This is a genomic window from Borborobacter xinjiangensis (genome assembly GCF_047739745.1).
In the GTDB taxonomy this organism is placed as follows: Bacteria; Pseudomonadota; Alphaproteobacteria; order Rhizobiales; family Rhizobiaceae; genus Pseudaminobacter.
Genome location: NZ_JBLLVA010000005.1, coordinates 18,267 through 35,234, shown reverse-complemented (window position 1 = coordinate 35,234; position 16,968 = coordinate 18,267). Strand labels below are relative to the sequence as shown.

The following is a 16,968-nucleotide window of genomic DNA, read 5'->3' as shown; positions in this document are numbered from 1 at the left end:
CTCGCGACCATCGGCCTTTCTCAGGCTCTCGATCGCTGCTGGGCACTTCGGTCCATCTGCCGGACGAAGTGTTCGGAAAAAGCCTCGACGCTCAGTCGGGCCTTCATGCTTTCTCGACGCAGCAGATTGTAGGCTTCGTCGTCGTCGACACCATGAATGCGCATGATTTCGACGATTGCCTTGATGACGCTGTGGCGCTGGCGCCGGCGTTCCTCGTGAAGCGCGATCGAAGCTTCCATCTGCTGCTGTCGCTGGTAGGCGTTCACCGCCAGCACCAGCGCGGAATAGACGATGGCGCCGTGAACGGGTTTGCGCAGTATTGCCGTGGCGCCGAGCTGAAACAGGCCCTTGAGCCGGCTCGGCGCCTCGATGCCAACCAGCCCGATGATAGGCACCACCGTGGTTTCGCTGACTTCGCTCACCGGCAGATCGAGCGGGTTGTTGAGGTCGCCATCCACCAGCAGGATGTCGCGCTCGCAATCCAGGTCGCGGGCTTCGAGCGCGGCTCGATCTCCGCTCAGCGGAACGTAGGACACCGAGAGGCCGAGCTTCATCAGCGTCTGGTCGAGAGCCTCGAGCGCGCGGCTGTCGCGCGACACCACGATGGCCCTTCTGTTCTTGAAATTCTGGATGAAGCGAGGCGCGTTCATGACACGATCCTCAGTGTCGGCCGGCCGTGCATCCGGGGTGCCGGAGCCTCGACCGAAACAAGATAGGGATCAGGCCGCACCGGGCCGGCCGCCTCGGCAAGAATCTCGAACTGCCCTGCCCTGTCTGACCGGCCGATCCGGGGCGTGAGGTAGGCATGATGCGTTTCGGGGTCGATCGTGACCAGGCCTTGGGGAGCCTGCATCTTGAGCCCCGCCACCGCCGCGCGTGCAGCCAGCGCGTCATCCGAACCTATCGCCTGAAGTGCGGCGCCAAGGAATTTCGTCGCGATATAGGCCGCCTCCCCTTCTGCCGAGGGGGGCGGACCATCCGGAAATTCCCGCTCATGGGCGGCGACGAACCAGCGGTTCTCGCAGGAGGGCAGCGAGGCGAAATAAACGCTGGAACTGATATGGCCGTCGCGGCAATCCTCCGCGACTTCCGAAAGGTCGGGTTCGGTCAGATTGCAGCTTGCGATGGGAAAGCGAACGCTCTGGTCTATGCCGCGTGCGATGCACGCGCGCCGGAATTGCTCGAAGAAGGCATAGGAAGAGCTGCCGATCAGCGCGTTGAAGACGAAGTCAGGCTCCTCCTCGAAGATCATGTCGATGACCTGGGCAAGGTCTGTCTCACCGACGGCAATGTAGCGTTCGGCCATGACCTGGCCGCCGCGCGGCGAAATATACTCGCGAAGCACCCGAATGCTTTCCCAGCCCCAGATATAGTTGGAGCCGACGCAGAGCGTTTTCTTGCCGTAGGTGTCGAGCAGGAAATCCATCAGCGGCGACATATGATGATTGGGCGCCGCGCCGGTGTAGATGACGTTGGACGAGCTTTCGAAGCCCTCGTAATGCGCCGGATGCCACAGCAGCGCATCGTGCTTTTCGAAAAGCGGAATGACTTCCTTGCGGCTCGAAGACGTATAGCAGCCCACAATATGCCGGATTCCCTGGTCGAGCATCGTCTTGGTAGCTGGCGAATAGGCGCTCAAATCGCCTGCAGGGTTGCTGTGCTGCGGAACCAGCGTGATCGTCGAAGCCGGGTCGTCATTGATCTCCCGACACGCCAGCAGCGTACCGTTCAAAATGGACCTGCCCACCGTTCCGTAGGAACCGGTGGTGGAGATCAGTATACCGATGGGGTAAACCGCCCTGCCCATGTCATGCCCAAAAACAAAAAGCCCGCCAGCACACAATGTGCTGCGGGCGACGCTGCCATCTTCGATTATCAGAAACTGTTGCAACGCATTGATGAGCTACATTGCCCTGCGTGCAACGCCAAGTAGGACCAATATTACAGACATGTCAAGCCCTGGCGCCTGGCAGTCCACAGGCAGCGACGTTACAGATAAGCCAAGGCGCAAGTTCCCGGTGATCTCTTGCGGTCCAACCGCTCGCTATTGGGCGAATTCAGGTTCCCGACGCGTCAGTATCCGCTTTACACTTTCGAGGTGCAGGCGAGCGCTTTCCGGGTCGCCGTCACGCATCTGTTCGTAGCATTTTTGCGCCACATCGGCGCTGACGGGCTTCAGTTTGCGGCCGGTGCTCATGGCCTTGAGTTGCACTTCGCAAGCGCGCTCAAGATAGTAAAGGTCGTCCCAGGCCTCGGCGATGGTCGGCCCGATCACCATGACCCCATGGTTCTTCATGAACAGAAGATCGGCCTGCCCCATGGCGGCGCTGATGCGATCGCCCTCGCTCTCGTCCAGCGCCAGACCGTTATAATCCTCGTCGATGGCGGTGCGTCCATAGAACTTCAGTGCCGTCTGACCCGCCCAAACCAGCGGCTCGCCCTCGAGCATGCTGAGCGCGGTGGCGTTTGGCATGTGGGTGTGAAAGGCCGCCCGTGCCCGCGGGTTGTTCTTGTGCAGTCGTGCATGAATGTAGAATGCGGTCGCCTCCGGCATGTCCTCACCAGCGACGACATTGCCCTCGAAGTCGCAGATCAGCAGGCTCGACGCGGTCACCTCCTCGAAGGCCAAGCCATAGGGATTGACGAGGAACAGATCGTCATGCCCCGGCACCATGGCTGAGAAATGGTTGCAGATGCCCTCCTGAAGCCCCAGCCGCGCAGCCATGCGAAAGCACGCGGCAAGATCGACCCGTGCCTTGCGAATTGCCTCGTCGTCATAGCTCGCGTTGCGCAGCGCGGCCGCTGCACCTTGCCCCCTGGGGGTGAATTCGTGAGCCATTCTGTCTTCTCGCTTGCTTTCGATATTGCTCTTGAAGGTTCAGACGATTCTCTGCCGCGCTGCTTCCAGAATGAATTCCTTCATGCGGGCTGCGGCTGGCGACAGCATGCGCTGACGAAGCTGCAGGACGGATATGTCCCGACTGATCATCGGTTCGACGAGTTCGACCGTCTTGACGTTGACTGCCGTGGCAAGCTGGCGCGAATTTTCCGGCAGGATCGAGACACCGAGCCCCTCGGCTATCATACTGATGGCAGTGGTGGAAAAGCGTACTTCGTATTTGGTCCTTATGTCGGAGCCAACCGCAATCAACGTATGGTCCACCAGGTCGCGTAGAGGGTTTTCCTTGGCCAGGCCGATCAGTGTCTCGCTGGACAAATCGGACCAACGCACCGAGCCTTTCCGGGCAAGAGGATGATCGGCATGGCAGACCAGGGTGAGCCGGTCACGCATCAAAACCGACGCGTCGATCTCCTCGTCTGTCCCGGACACCGTGCCGATACCGAGATCGACCTCGTTGTGCTTCAGCGCCGGCCTGATCTCCTCTTCCGGCATGTCGCGGATCTGGACCACGATATCGGGATAGCGGTTGGCGAAACGGGCAATCACCGGCGGGAGCATCGTCGCAGCCAAGACGATCGCGGCGGCGACGGTGACGCGACCTCTTCGCAAGGTCGCCAGTTCCTGGATGTTGCTGACGGCGAAATCGAGATCCGTCAGGAGGTTCCTCGCATGCGGAAGGAAATCACGACCTGCCTCCGTCAGGCCCACCATGCGGGTGTGCCGGTCGAACAGCCGCACCTTGAGTTCGGCCTCCAGTTCCTTGACCAGCATGCTTATGGCCGATTGGGTGAGATTGAGACGTCCGGCCGCCAGATTGAACCTGCCGAGATCGGCTATCGCGACAAAGGCCTGTATCTGCCGGAGGGTCAGGTTCACGCGCGCATGTCCATCAGTGTTCTGGGCCGGGAACGGCCCGCTTGGCGGGGCTGAACCATACAAGCCGGCTGACTTGCTCTGCAAGGCGTTGGACGAAAACGTTGCCGACAACTTCACGTCCCTCGCCTTACTCACATCCTCACAGAGGACATGATCGGCCCACCTGAAGGCCCTGCATATCAAACCCGATGCGCAAAGGCGGCCAGTATTTCCGGCTGGCGCTCAAGCCGGATGAGCCGCGGCCAGCTTCTCGGCTTCGGCAGTGTTGCCGGCCATCAGCAGCCCCATTTCCTCCAGCCGCGCGCGGTCTGGCGGGAGTTCACCAAGCAGACGCCCTTCATAGATCACCATGATGCGGTCGCAGACGCCGAACAGTTCCTCCAGTTCGGTGGAAATCAGCAATATGGCCTTGCCGGCGTCCCGTTCCTTCAGAACTCGTTGCATGACCAGTTCCATGGCGCCGATGTCGATGCCGCGAGTAAGCTGATTGATGAGCAGGAAATCGGGATTGCGCGCCAGTTCGCGGGCCACCACCAGCTTCTGCTGATTGCCGCCGGACAGGTTCTCGATCAGTTCATTCTCGCCGGCTGTCTTGACCTTGTAGCTGCGGATCAGTTCGCGCGTGTGCTCCGCAATCTCGTTCGACTTCAGCAGGCCGCGCGACGAAAATGGCGCCTGATCGTAGCGATGGAGGATCGTGTTTTCGGTCAGCGGCAGCGGCAGCACGATGCCCATCTTGTGCCGATCCTCGGGAATATGCGCCATCGGCAGGCGATTGATCTCGCTGCTTTTCAAACCGGCAATTTCAGACCCGTTGAGCTTCACACTGCCCGAATCGATCGGCAAAAGCCCGGTCAGCGCCAGCGCCAGCTCGCTCTGGCCATTGCCGGAGACGCCGGCAATTCCGACGATCTCGTTTTCGCGCACGTCGAAAGAGACATCCTTTACCGCCGGCAGACCAAGCTCGTTGGCGCAGTTCAGGCCCCGAACCGACAGCACCACCCTGCCCGGCGCCAGCTGCTTGCGCGGCAGGTCCATCAGCACGTCGCGCCCGACCATCATCCGCGCCAGTTCGCGCGGGTTGGTGTTGGCGGTTTCAGTGGTGAAGACCACCTTGGCATCGCGCATGACGCTCACGCGGTCGCTCACCCGCATCACCTCGTCGAGCTTATGCGAAATGAAGATGACCGTCTTTCCGTCGGCGACCAGATTGCGCAGCAGTTCGAGCAGCCGGTCGGTTTCCTGCGGCGTCAGCACGGCGGTCGGTTCATCGAGGATCAGAAGGTCGATTCCATGGAAAAGCACCTTGAGGATTTCGACCCGCTGCTGTTCGCCCACCGAAAGATCCCGCACAATGGCCTCGGGCCGGACGTCCAGCCCATAGCGCTCGCTGAGTTCTCGGATGCGCGCGGAGACCTCCTTCAGATCGCGTATGACCCTGAGCGGCGAGCCCTGGCCCAGCATGTAGTTTTCCGCGACCGACAGGTTGGGCACCAGCATGAAATGCTGGTGCACCATGCCGATGCGATGGGCGATGGCCTCGCGCGGTGAGCCAAGCTTCAGCGGCAAGCCCTTGAAGATGATCTGCCCCTCGGTCGGCGATAGCACGCCGCACAATATGTTCATCAGCACGCTCTTGCCGGCACCATTCTCGCCGAGCAGCGCATGGATTTCGTTTTCCTCGACTTCCAGCGTCACGCCAGCGCTGGCGATGACCGGACCGAAGCGCTTGTGGATGTTGTCCATTCGCAGGAAGGGCTTGCTGTTCATCTGCGATCCTCATGCCTTTCGATAAGGAATGCCGAGCATGCGCGGGGTGTCGGTGCGGCTGCGCACCAGGATGAGCGCGACGATCGTCATCACGTAAGGCAGCGCCTGCAGCGCTTGATAGGGAATGGCGAGTTGCGGTTGCGCCTGCAATTGCAGTTGGAGCGCGTAGAAGAGCCCGAACAGCAGCGACACGAAAAAGGCGCCGACCGGCGACCAGCGGGCAAAAACCACCACAGCCAGCGCAATGAAACCCCTGCCCGAGGTGATTCCCTCGACGAACTGGTTGGAGTGGGCAAGCGTCAGATAGGCGCCGCCGATTGCCGCCAGCGCAGTGCCGATAAGCACCGCGCCATAGCGGTAGAGCGCAACGCTGCGGCCGGAGATGTCGACCGCCTTCGGATGCTCGCCGACAGCTCGCAGCGTCAGTCCGAACGAGGTGCGATAGAGCACGAAAAGGGCGGCCGGCACCAGCAGCAACGTGCTGTAGACGACAAGATTGTGCCGGAAGAAAGCGTCGCCGAGGAACGGCAGGTCGCTCAGTCCCGGTATGTGAATAGACGGGGCGCTGTTGATGCCACGTCCTGTCGATACGAAATAGGTGCGAAAGAGAAAGGCGGTCAGTCCAGCGCCAAGCAGGTTGACGGCGGCACCCACCACGATCTGGTCGGCCTTGATGGTGATGGTGAAGAAGGCAAACACCAGTCCCATGGCCATGCCGGCGAGCATTGCCACCAGAAAGCCGAGCGGCAGGTTTCCGGTGGCAAAGACTGCTGCGAAACCGGCGAAGGCGCCGACCAGCATTACGCCTTCAAGTCCGATATTGAGAATGCCGGCCCGCTCGGAAAATACCTCGCCGACGGCGGTGAAAATGAGAGGCGTTGCCAGCCGCCAGGCCGCGCTGATCGTGGCGGCCGCCAATGTGAGGAATGTGAGTTGATCCATATCCGGCCTACTCCGTTGAGCGCGACGAGCGGAATTTGTAGACGCCGAAGGCGACGACCGAGAGGATCACCATTCCCTGGATGACCGAGACCAGCACCTGCGGCACCTGGGCGGTGATCTGCATCAGCTCCGAGCCCGATCTCAGCGCGGCGAACAGCGTGCCCGAAAAGATCGCTCCGATCGGGTTGTTATTGGCGAGAAGCGCAACGGCGATACCCTCGAAGCCATAGCCCGGCGAGATGTTCTGGTAGAGCCGGAAGGTGACGCCGGCGATCTCCATCGCTCCGGCAAGCCCTGCCATCGCGCCGCTGATGCAGATCGCCAGCATGATGTTGCGCGATACGTTGATGCCGGCATAGCGGGCCGCATGCGGGCTGATGCCGACGACGCGAACGGCGTAGCCGGAGCTGCTGCGGAACAGGAAGACATAAGCCGCAATTGCGAGCGCCACGGCGATGAGAATGCCGATGTGAAGCCGCGTCGGCGGCATGATACGCGGCAGCCAGGCCTCGCGCAGCAGCCTCGCCGATTGGGGATAGGCGGCGGCTGCATCACGCAGCGGGCCGGTGACCAGATAGCTCGTCGAGATGATGGCGATATAGTTCAGCATGATCGTGGTGACGATCTCGCTGGCATTGAAGAAGACCTTCAACAGGCCGGCGATTGCCGCCCAGGCGGCTCCCGCCAGTGCCCCGGCCAATATGACCAACGTGACCAGCGCCCAGGAGGGCAGACCGTCAAAATAGACACCGACGACAGTGGCGGCGACCGCGCCGGCATAGAGCTGCCCTTCCGCGCCGATATTCCAGATGCTGCAGCGGAAGGCGATGCAGAGGCCGACGCCGATCAGGATCAACGGCGTTGCCTTCAGAAAGACTTCGGCGATCGAGCGCTGGTCCTGGAAGACGCTCGTCACCATGACGGTGAAGATGTCGCTGCCATTGAAGCCGTTGAGGCTAAGCAGGACCGCCCCGCTCAGCAGCGCCACGAACACTGCCGCAATCGGGACCGCGATCGATTTGACGATTCCGACGATTTTCGTGCGCAAGCCGCTGCCGGCAACAATGACGCCCTGCTCTTCAGAGGGGTTCTTTACGTCCACATTTGCCATGAAATCCTACCGCCACGAAGACAATGTGAAGGCAGGTCGCCCAACGGCGGCCTGCCCGAGCATGAAGCGTGATCATCTCTCACGCGTCTGGATTTCCCCGGCAGCGATCTTGGTCCTGACCTCCTCGACGTAGTTGCGGATGTCTTCCGGCACTGCGTTCGTCGCCTTGTCGTTGAAACTGAATTTCATGACATCCGGGTCGTTCAACCCGAATTCGATATTGGATTCAGCAACGAAGCTGCCATCCTTTATCTGGGAAACGATGCGCACGATGCCCTGGCCATAGTCGGCGACATAGGTGCCGAGGATGTTCTGCGGGGCGACATCGGTGTAGTCGCTGTAGACACTGAAGGTCTGCACATCGGGGCCCGCTTCGCGCGCGGCTTGTATCGTGCCAAGACCCGCGGCATTAGCGTTGGGCACCACGATCTGGGCGCCCTGCGCCATCATGCTGAGCGCCGCCTCCTTGGCGGCGGTCGCATCGGTGAAGCTGTTGATATAGATTTGCGAGATCGGCAGGTCCGGATCGACGCTTTTCATTCCGTTGATGAAGCCCTCGAACGATTGCTTGATCGGCGGGATTTCCATGCCTCCGACAAGTCCTGCCCGCGCGCCCAACTTCGCCGTGATGACGCCCATGAGATAAAAGGGTTGGCTGGAATCGGTGTTGAGACCGATGACGTTGCCTTCATGGATGTAGCTGGACGAAATCAGGAATATCGTGTCGGGATATTCCTGCGCCACGGTCAGGGCGGCATCCTGGAACTGGAAGCCATGGCCAAGCACGACCTTGTAGCCTTGGCTTGCATAGTCGCGGAAGGCCGTCTCGAAAGCGGCCGGGTTCTCATGTAGCTCGACATAGCTGATCTTGGCGTCGAGCTCCTTCTCCACCCGCTTCAGCGCCTCATAGGCAATGCGGTTCCAGCCTTCCTCGGCCACGCTGCCCGGCACGAGCAAGCCCATTTTGAATTCGTCTTCGGCAGAGGCAGGGCCGAGACCGGCACTCAAGGTCAACGCCACCAGCCCCGCCAGACAGTCCCGTCTTGCGATCCTCATGATATCCCTCCCGATTTCCTGCGAGACTACCTCTTGCGGGTCTGTATCTCGCCGGCGGCAATCTTCGCCTTCACGTCCTCGACATATTTGCGAACGTCTTCGGAGACGGGATTTGGTGCCTTGTCGTTGTAGCTGAACTTCATGACATCCTGGTCGGCAAGGCCGAACTCGACATTGCCTTCTGGCCGGTTGCCTTCCTTGATGCCCTTGACGATGCGCACCACGCCCTGGGCATAGTCCGCGATATACATGCCAAGAATGTTGTCGGGCGCGACTTCAAGATAGTCGCTGAAGATACTGAAAGTCTTCACCTTCGACCCGGACTCGGCAATAGCCTGGAAGCCGCCGATGCCAGCACCCGACGCATTGGGAAGCACGAACTCGGCGCCCTGCGAGATCATGCTGAGCGCGGCTTCCTTGGCAGCGGTCGTGTCGGTGAACGAGCCGATATAGGCTTCGGAAATCGGGAAATCGGCCGAGACGCTGCGCGCGCCGTTGGTGAAGCCCTCGAATGCCTGCTGGATCGGCGGAATTTCCATGCCGCCGACCAGGCCAGCCGACTTGCCGGTCTTGGCCGCGATAACGCCCATCAGGTAGAAGGGCTGGCTGGTATCGGTATTGAGACCGATGACATTGTCCTCATAGATGGTGCTCGAGGAAATCAGGAAGGTGACGTCCGGATATTCCGGACCGACGGTCAGCGCCGCATCCTGAAGCTCGAACCCGTGGCCGAGGATGACGTTGTAGCCCTGGCTGGCGAAGTCCCGGAACGCCTTTTCGAAGGACGCGGGGTTCTGCTGCAATTCGACATAGCCGACCTTGACGCCGAGCTCTTTCTCCACGCCCTTCAGGGCGTTGTAGCCGATGCGGTTCCACCCCTCCTCCGTGACGCTGCCCAGCACCAGAAGGCCCATCTTGAAGTCTTCTTCAGCCAATGCGGGGCTGAATGTTGCGCTTAATGTCAGTGCGGCAATGCCGGCAAGGCATGCTCTTCTTCCCAAATTCATGATGCTCCTCCCAAGATTTTTCTCATCATGCTGTGAATAAGGCTGCTTAAGGCTCAAGGCTCACGCCGTGCGGCGAGCGACGGATGCATCCTCCTCTGTATCCGCGCCCCAGTTCACGTGAACCGGTTTGCCCTTCGCCAGAACCACCATCCGGTCGGGTCCGCCAGCGACGAGGCGGTCGACGTCCTCGCAATCCGTGACGACCAAATCAGCCCGCGCGCCGGGCCGGATGCCGTAGTCACCGCCAAGGCCGATCAGCCTTGCCGGAATATCCGTGATCATCGAATAGACCACGTCGAGTTCGCTGGCATGCAGATGGCCGGCCAGCATCGTCCAGCGGCCGATTTCCAGCATGTCGCCGGACCCCGTCGGCACGAACGGGTCCTGAATGTTGTCGGAAGCGGCAGCGATCGGTACGCCCGCGCGTGCCAGTTCGGCCACGCGGGTCAGGCCGCGCGGCGGCAGCATCTCATGAGAGCGCCCCTGCAAATAGAGATTTGCGGCAGGCAGCGTGATGACGCCTATGTCGAGCTCCAGCAACTGTTCGAGGATTTTCTGGAACTCGCTGCGCGGCAGCGCGCTCAGCACCGAAGCGTGGCTCAATACCGTGCGGCCCTGCATGCCGTATTTGCGCACCCGCTCGAACACCGCCTCGAACAGCGGACGCTCGGGATTGAGGTGCTCGTCAAGATGAAAATCGAGCGGCAGATCGTGGCGCACCGCCGCTTCGAACAGGATATCGAGATAGCGAAGAGGATCCTCGCTGACCGCCGGCGTGCCGCCTACGGCGTCGGCGCGTGACGCGGCAGCGTCGATGTTACTGGTGAGCCAATCAAGGTCCTGATTGGGGTGCGGCGTCATGAAGGCCACGAGTTGCACCGTCAACCGATCCGCCCATTGCATGCGCAGTTCGCTCAGCGCATCCAGGCCGACAAAGCCCGCATCCTTGTCGACATTGGTATGGCTGCGGATCGCCGTCGTGCCGCGCGCCAGGCAGCGCGCCATCGTTTTCGACGCACGCTTTGCCACATCTTCCGGTGGCGCGTTGCGCGCATAGAGAGCGAATGCCTCCCGCGCGCCCTGCAAGGTGCCGGAGGGGTTGGGCGCAAGCTTTACGACTCCGGTTTTGTCGAGATGCTGATGCGCGTCGATGAAGCCGGGCACGATCAGGGCGCTTGAAGCGTCGATGCGGTCTATGCCGGCTGCAACCGACAGATGTTCGCCGACCTCTTCGATACGGCCCTCGGGGGAGATCAAAATATCCGCACGCCGGACCTCACCCTTCGGTCCTGCAGCGATGCGCCCACCTTCCAACAGATACGGACGATTGCGGTCCCGAATACCGGCCCAATCGGCGATGCAAACGCTTGGCTGCAATGCGAGTTCCTCCCCAGGCACGACAATGCTGCCAGCAGCCAAGCAGCATTTCATTGTCCAGTCAATTTCATTATTGGGATAAATAATTCAGATATGCGTAATAATCGAACGCAACGCCTCCGAACGCGGCTGGGCGCCGTTTGTCAGGGTATATGCTCCCATATCCGCACACTTCGGCTTTTTTCTTTATATATTACTGAAAAAAACACGACATGTTCTAAACTGACTTAGGCATAATACCTTTTGTATATCATAGTTAAGCAGGAATACGACCTACAATGTTCATTCATTACGTAAAACGCATCTATTGTACCCTCGTTTATGCATAGAAAAGAAAATTGTTGACAATCTTTTCATCGCGTGGATTGTTGACAATCGAAGCAGGGAGGAGATCGGACAACATGGCAAGTTCGCCGTTTCGTCATGCCCGTAACGCGTCGGTTCCGCCCGGCGCCGCGATGAGCGGTCCGGAAGCCGAGGAGCGCGTCGTCAGCGCGGTCGTGGAGGCGATCCTCAGCCATCGCATCGCGCCTGGCGCCCGGCTTATCGAACGTGAACTCGCTTTGGCATCGGGAGCCAACCGCTCGGCAATCCGCAACGGCCTGATACGACTGGCCCATAGCGGGCTGGTCGAGCTCAGCCCCAACAAAGGCGCCACCATCGCCATGTGCTCGCCCGAGGAGGCCGCGCAGATTTTCGACGCGCGTGTCGTCATCGAGGCTTCGACCGTGCGGAGCCTGACTCTCAACGCCAGCGCCGCCGAGATCGCCAAGCTGCGCGCATTCGTCGAGGAGGAGCGCCTTGCCTATGAAGCCGGGAAGATGGAAGACGCAAGACATCTCTCGCGCCGCTTCCATCTGCTGCTTGCGGAACTCGCCGGCAATGCGGTGCTGACCGGCATCGTTCGAGACCTGATCAACCGACAGCCGCTGCTGTCATGGTCGCGTAAAGCCACCAAGCCGCGTTTCTGCGGCAATCACGCTCATTCCGACATCGTCGATGCGATTGAGCGCGGAAATGTTGACGAGGCTGCGCGGCTCAACACCGAGCATTTGCGCGAACTGGAGCGCGAGTTGCGTGCCGATCGTGAATCGGCGCCGGCGAAAGCCAGTCGGACCACGCACAGCTCCGATCAGGAATTCTCATAAAAATCAAAAGTATAGGGAAGAGACGGAACAAAAGGGATGAGACGCTTTCATTATCACGAGCCGCAAAGTCTTGCCGAGGCATCCGCGCTGCTTATCAAACTGGGCAGCGCGGCCCACGTCATGGCCGGCGCCACCGACCTGCTGGTCGAAATTCGAGAAGACCTGCGTTCCTGCGAGCACGTCGTCAACATCAAGAAGATTGCCGGACTGGCGGAGTTTTCCTGCGACGCCGAGCATGGGCTGCGGTTCGGAGCGTTGGTGACCGCGCGCCGGATCGAGACCTCGCCGGAGGTGATCGCTCTTTACCCGAATCTTGCGACGGCTGCCAGCCAACTCGGCTCCATCCAGGTGCGCAACCGCGCCACCGTGGTGGGCAACATCTGCCGCGCCTCGCCGTCGGCCGACACGATCCCGCCACTCATTGCCGACGGTGCTCGGCTGACCGTCTATAGCGAGGCGGGCGAGCGCGAAGTGGCGATCGAGGACTTCTTCACCGGTCCGGGCAGGACCGTGCTGAAGCCGGGCGACATCGTCACCGGGGTCACGGTTCCGCCGCCGGCGGCGTCAAGCGGTCGCTCCTACATCAAGCACGGCAGGCGAAAGGCGATGGAGCTCGCAACTGTTGGGGTCGCCGTCAGCCTTGAACAGAAAGACGGCAAATGTCGCGACATCCGCATCGCGCTCGGTGCGGTGGCGCCCACACCGATCCGTGCCAGGAAGGCGGAGGCCCTCTTGCGGGGCCGTGCCATCGATGCCGTCCTGCTTGCCGAGGCAGCAGAGACGGCAATGCTTGAATCGACACCAATCAGCAATGTGCGCGCGAGCGCCGCCTATCGCCGCGAAATGGTGGGCGTGCTTACCCGTCGCGCGATCGGCTATGCGATGGAGACCGCCCGATGATCCAGACCGTTTCCACCACCATCAACGGCGAAGAATGCGAACTGGCGGTTGCGGGCTATCGCAGCCTGCTCGACGCGCTGCGCAATGAAGGCGGGCTGACCGGCACCAAGAAAGGCTGTGACGTTGGCGATTGCGGCGCATGCACGATCATGATGAACGGCAAGCCGGTGAATGCCTGTCTGGTACTTGCGGTCGAAGCCGAAGGCGCGACGATCGAGACCATCGAAGGCATCCAGGCAGCACCCGACCAGCCGAGCCTGCTTCAGGAAAAGTTCATGGCCCATGGCGGCGCCCAGTGCGGCTTCTGCACGCCCGGCATCATCATGATGGCTAAGGCGCTGCTGGACGAGAACCCCGATCCGAGCGAGCACGAAATCCGCTTCGCCATTTCCGGCAATATCTGCCGCTGCACCGGCTACACGAAAATCATAGATGCGATCCGCGCAACGGCGGACGAGATGAAAAGGGGGAGAGCACTGTGACAGTTCATGACCGCACCGTCGTCGGCACGATCGACGGCACCCCTCGCGACCTGTCGATCGTCGGCAAGAGCGTCAAGCGTTCCGACACCATCGAAAAGGTAACCGGGCAAGCCAAATATGCCGGCGACATTCCCCTGCCCGGCCTGCTCTACGGCAAGATCAAGCGCAGCGACATCGCTCACGCGCGTATAAAGAACATCGACGTCTCCAAGGCGCTGGCGCTCAAGGGCGTGAAGGCGGTGCTGACGCATCACGACGTGCCGCGCGTGCTGCACTATGGCTCGCCGCATCCACGCTCGGCCTCCTGCACCAAGGACCAGTACATACTCGACGACCGGGTGCGCTATTGGGGCGAAGGCGTGGCGGCAGTCGCCGCCGTCAGCGAAGAGATCGCCGAGGAGGCGCTTTCCCTGATCGAGGTCGAGTACGAACCCCTGCCCGCCGTCTTCACCATCGAGGACGCGATGGCCGAGGGCGCGCCTGCGCTTCACGACAACGGCCTCGAGCAGAACAATGTGCTGCCGCCGGTGATCGTTACGCGTGGCGACATCGAAAAGGGCTTTGCCGAAGCCGATCTCGTGCTTGAAGGCGAATATGAGCTCGGCCGGCCGACGCCTGCCTATATGGAGCCCAATGTTTGCGCCTGTCAGTGGGACGGAAACGGCAAGCTGACCATCTGGAGTTCGACGCAGACCGCCTTCATGGTGCGCGGCGCACTCGCCGAGGTGCTCGGCGTTCCGCTCAACAAGGTGCGGGTGATCGTCGACCATATGGGCGGCGGCTTCGGCGCTAAGCAGGACCTGTTCCAGCATGAGTTTCTTTGCGCGTTGCTGGCGAAGCAGACGTTGCGCCCGGTGCGCATGGAGTTCACCCGCAAGGAAACATTCCTCGGCGGACGTTCGCGTCATCCCGGCAAGATCTGGCTCAAGCAGGGCTTTCGCAAGGATGGGACGATCACGGCACGTCACGCGGTGATCACGCTGAATTCCGGCGCCTACGGCTCCCACAGCCCCGGTGTGACCAATGTCGGCACCGCGTCGCTGACATCGCTCTTCCGCTGCGAGAACGTTCATCTGGAAGGCCGCGCAATCTACACCAACACGCCGATCGCCGGTGCCTTCCGCGGCTATGGTGTCGTACAGGCCTACTACGCGCTCGACCTGCAGATGGACGAAGCGGCGGAGCGCCTCGGTTTCGACCCGGCCGAATTCAAGCTTAAGAATGCGGTGCGTGAAGGCGATATCGCCCCGTCCGGCCATCCGATTGTCGGGCATGGCCTCGAAGACTGCATCAAGCGCGGCATGCAGGAGGTGGACTGGCAGGAAGCACGTAGTCAACGCAAGGGCGACGGCGTCAAGCGCCGCGGCTGGGGCATCGGCTGCGAAATGCACGGCAGCAGCGCCTATCCGGGCATCAAGGAACAGGGCAACGCCATCGTGAAGATGAACGAGGACGGCACGGTGACGCTGCTCACGGGCACGGCCGGCCTCGGTACCGGAGCGCATACGGCGCTGTCGCAGATCGTCGCCGAAGAGCTCGGAGTGCCGTTCGAGCATATCTCGGTGGTCCAGGGCGATACCGACATTGTGCCTTGGGACATCGGCGCCTTTGCCAGCCACACCACCTATATGGGCGGCAGGGCGGCACAGATCGCGGCGGCCGAGGTGCGCAAGCAGGTCCTCAATCATGCCGCACCGATGCTCAATGTCGCGCCCGAGGAACTCACGATCCGCGACGGCCTGATCGTCGTCAAGGAATCGAACCGCAGCATCAGCCTGCGCGAGGCGGTCGGCCCGACCAAGGGCATGCCGGCGATCCAGCTCGTCGGCGTCGGCACCTATACGCCGACCAAATCCTACTCCTTCGGTGCGCATTTCGCCGAGGTGGAGGTCGACACGGAAACTGGCGAGATATCGGTGCTGCAAGTCGTGCCCGTTCATGAGATCGGCAAGGTCGTGCATCCGATAGCCGCGCAAGGCCAGATCGAAGGCGGCATCCAGCAAGGCATCGGCCATACGCTCAGCGAGGACTATCAGATCGACCTGAAGACCGGCCGTTCGCTCAATCCGGCATTCGTCGACTACAAGATGCCGCTGTCGATGGACATGCCGCCGATCCGCACCATTATCCTGGAAACGGCGCCCGACCCCGGCGGTCCCTTTGGCGCCAAGGGCGTCGGCGAAGACCCGATTATCGCCATCGGACCCGCCATAGCCAACGCCATCTACCATGCCATTGGCGTGCGGTTCCGCCATTACCCGATCACGCCGGAGCAGGTGCTCAACGCCCTCAAGCAGACCAACCACGAAGCGAGCAAGTGATGCAGACCTACGAGAACCCGCAGAGCAAGATCCCGGTCACCATCCTGACCGGGTTTCTCGGAGCAGGAAAGACCACGCTGCTCAACCACATCCTGACGGAGCGGCACGGCCACCGCATTGCCGTCATCGAGAATGAGTTCGGCGAAGTGGATGTCGATTCCGACCTCGTCCTGGCATCGGAAGAGGAAATCTACCAGATGCAGAACGGCTGCATCTGCTGCTTCGTCGACGTGCGCAACGATCTCATCGACATCCTGCAGAAGCTGCTCGCCCGCAAGAACAAGTTCGACCACATCCTCGTCGAGACGAGTGGACTGGCGGACCCAACCCCTGTGGCGACTGCCTTCTTCATCGACAACGAGATCGGCAGACAGGTGAAGCTCGACGGAATCGTGACGCTGGTAGATGCCAAGCATATCGGCCAGCACGTCGATGATCCCGTGCTCGACGGGCGCGACAACCAGGCGGTAGACCAGATCGTCGCCGCCGATCGCATCGTCATCAACAAAATCGACCTCGTCTCGGACGATGAGATTGAGCCGCTGGAGCGCAATATGCGCAAGCTCAACCAGACGGCGGAAATTGTGAGGTCAAGCTACGGAAAAGTCGAGCTGTCGAACATTCTCGGCATTAGCGGCTTTGCCCCGTCCTACGTCGCTGAACGTGCCAAGCTGCTTGATCTCGACCAGCATCACCACCATCACCACCATGATCACATGCATGATCCGACGGTCGGCTCAGAATCCTTTGTCTTCAACCGGCCGTTCGACCATGACCGCCTGCACGCCTTCATGTCCGACTTGCTGAGCAAACACGGTGACGATATTTTCCGGTCCAAAGGGATATTGGAGATCGAAGACGACAACCGCTTCTATGTCCTGCAAGCGGTGCACAAGCTCATGGATTTCCGGCCGGACCACGCCTGGGGCATGGACAGACCCTACAGCAAGCTGGTGTTCATCGGTCGTAATCTGGATCGCGTGGAGTTGGAAAAAGGCCTTTCAGCCTGCCTTGCCTGAATGGCTATAGCTGCGGATCAACCGAAAGGCCGGCGGCAATGCCGGCCTTTTTCGTTG

At 61.0% G+C, this 16,968-nt stretch carries 15 protein-coding genes; 5 read left to right on the top strand and 10 right to left on the bottom strand.

What is annotated here, in order from left to right; genetic code table 11:
- Window positions 1–20 precede the first annotated feature (20 nt).
- From ACLKMW_RS08085 to ACLKMW_RS08040, 10 genes are all read right to left on the bottom strand, one after another.
- Complete coding sequence (locus ACLKMW_RS08085; protein WP_415723911.1) at window positions 21–650, bottom strand: ANTAR domain-containing response regulator; 630 nt, start codon at window positions 648–650, stop codon at window positions 21–23.
- Window positions 647–1,807: a transporter substrate-binding domain-containing protein gene (locus tag ACLKMW_RS08080; RefSeq protein ID WP_415723910.1), complete on the bottom strand. Its 1,161-nt coding sequence runs from the start codon at window positions 1,805–1,807 to the stop codon at window positions 647–649. Before ACLKMW_RS08080 ends, ACLKMW_RS08085 begins: the two co-directional genes overlap by 4 nt.
- Before the next feature lie 237 nt (window positions 1,808–2,044).
- Window positions 2,045–2,839, bottom strand: coding sequence for an aldolase (locus ACLKMW_RS08075; protein WP_415723909.1), 795 nt, complete (start codon window positions 2,837–2,839; stop codon window positions 2,045–2,047).
- A gap of 39 nt (window positions 2,840–2,878) precedes the next feature.
- Window positions 2,879–3,778 (bottom strand): LysR family transcriptional regulator, encoded by a 900-nt coding sequence (locus ACLKMW_RS08070; protein ID WP_415723908.1) that lies wholly within the window; start codon window positions 3,776–3,778, stop codon window positions 2,879–2,881.
- A 222-nt stretch (window positions 3,779–4,000) separates the two neighbouring features.
- Entirely contained in the window at window positions 4,001–5,548 is a 1,548-nt protein-coding gene (locus ACLKMW_RS08065) for an ABC transporter ATP-binding protein (RefSeq protein WP_415723907.1), read from the bottom strand.
- Window positions 5,549–5,557: 9 nt separating this feature from the next.
- A complete protein-coding gene (locus ACLKMW_RS08060) occupies window positions 5,558–6,490 on the bottom strand; it encodes an ABC transporter permease (RefSeq protein WP_415723906.1) in 933 nt (310 codons plus the stop codon).
- A 7-nt stretch (window positions 6,491–6,497) separates the two neighbouring features.
- A complete protein-coding gene (locus tag ACLKMW_RS08055; RefSeq protein ID WP_415723905.1) occupies window positions 6,498–7,601 on the bottom strand; it encodes an ABC transporter permease in 1,104 nt (367 codons plus the stop codon).
- A 72-nt stretch (window positions 7,602–7,673) separates the two neighbouring features.
- Window positions 7,674–8,657: a BMP family lipoprotein gene (locus ACLKMW_RS08050; protein WP_415723904.1), complete on the bottom strand. Its 984-nt coding sequence runs from the start codon at window positions 8,655–8,657 to the stop codon at window positions 7,674–7,676.
- Window positions 8,658–8,683: 26 nt separating this feature from the next.
- Window positions 8,684–9,664, bottom strand: coding sequence for a BMP family lipoprotein (locus ACLKMW_RS08045; protein WP_415723903.1), 981 nt, complete (start codon window positions 9,662–9,664; stop codon window positions 8,684–8,686).
- A gap of 60 nt (window positions 9,665–9,724) precedes the next feature.
- The gene (locus tag ACLKMW_RS08040; RefSeq protein WP_415724101.1) at window positions 9,725–10,981 is read right to left on the bottom strand and encodes an amidohydrolase family protein; all 1,257 of its coding nucleotides are present in this window, start codon (window positions 10,979–10,981) and stop codon (window positions 9,725–9,727) included.
- 461 nt (window positions 10,982–11,442) lie between these two features.
- Between ACLKMW_RS08040 and ACLKMW_RS08035 the strand changes: the two genes are divergently transcribed.
- Genes ACLKMW_RS08035 through ACLKMW_RS08015 form a run of 5 tightly spaced genes read left to right on the top strand, consistent with a single transcriptional unit; the run spans window position 11,443 to window position 16,911 of the window.
- Window positions 11,443–12,189 carry a GntR family transcriptional regulator gene (locus ACLKMW_RS08035; protein WP_415723902.1) on the top strand — a complete coding sequence of 249 codons (747 nt, stop codon included), beginning with the start codon at window positions 11,443–11,445 and terminating at the stop codon, window positions 12,187–12,189.
- Window positions 12,190–12,225: 36 nt separating this feature from the next.
- The gene (locus ACLKMW_RS08030) at window positions 12,226–13,089 is read left to right on the top strand and encodes an FAD binding domain-containing protein (RefSeq protein ID WP_415723901.1); all 864 of its coding nucleotides are present in this window, start codon (window positions 12,226–12,228) and stop codon (window positions 13,087–13,089) included.
- A complete protein-coding gene (locus tag ACLKMW_RS08025; RefSeq protein WP_415723899.1) occupies window positions 13,086–13,571 on the top strand; it encodes a (2Fe-2S)-binding protein in 486 nt (161 codons plus the stop codon). Before ACLKMW_RS08030 ends, ACLKMW_RS08025 begins: the two co-directional genes overlap by 4 nt.
- Window positions 13,568–15,892: a xanthine dehydrogenase family protein molybdopterin-binding subunit gene (locus ACLKMW_RS08020; RefSeq protein ID WP_415723898.1), complete on the top strand. Its 2,325-nt coding sequence runs from the start codon at window positions 13,568–13,570 to the stop codon at window positions 15,890–15,892. Before ACLKMW_RS08025 ends, ACLKMW_RS08020 begins: the two co-directional genes overlap by 4 nt.
- Complete coding sequence (locus tag ACLKMW_RS08015) at window positions 15,892–16,911, top strand: CobW family GTP-binding protein (RefSeq protein ID WP_415724100.1); 1,020 nt, start codon at window positions 15,892–15,894, stop codon at window positions 16,909–16,911. The genes ACLKMW_RS08020 and ACLKMW_RS08015 overlap by 1 nt, the downstream gene beginning before the upstream one ends.
- The last annotated feature ends 57 nt before the right edge of the window (window positions 16,912–16,968 follow it).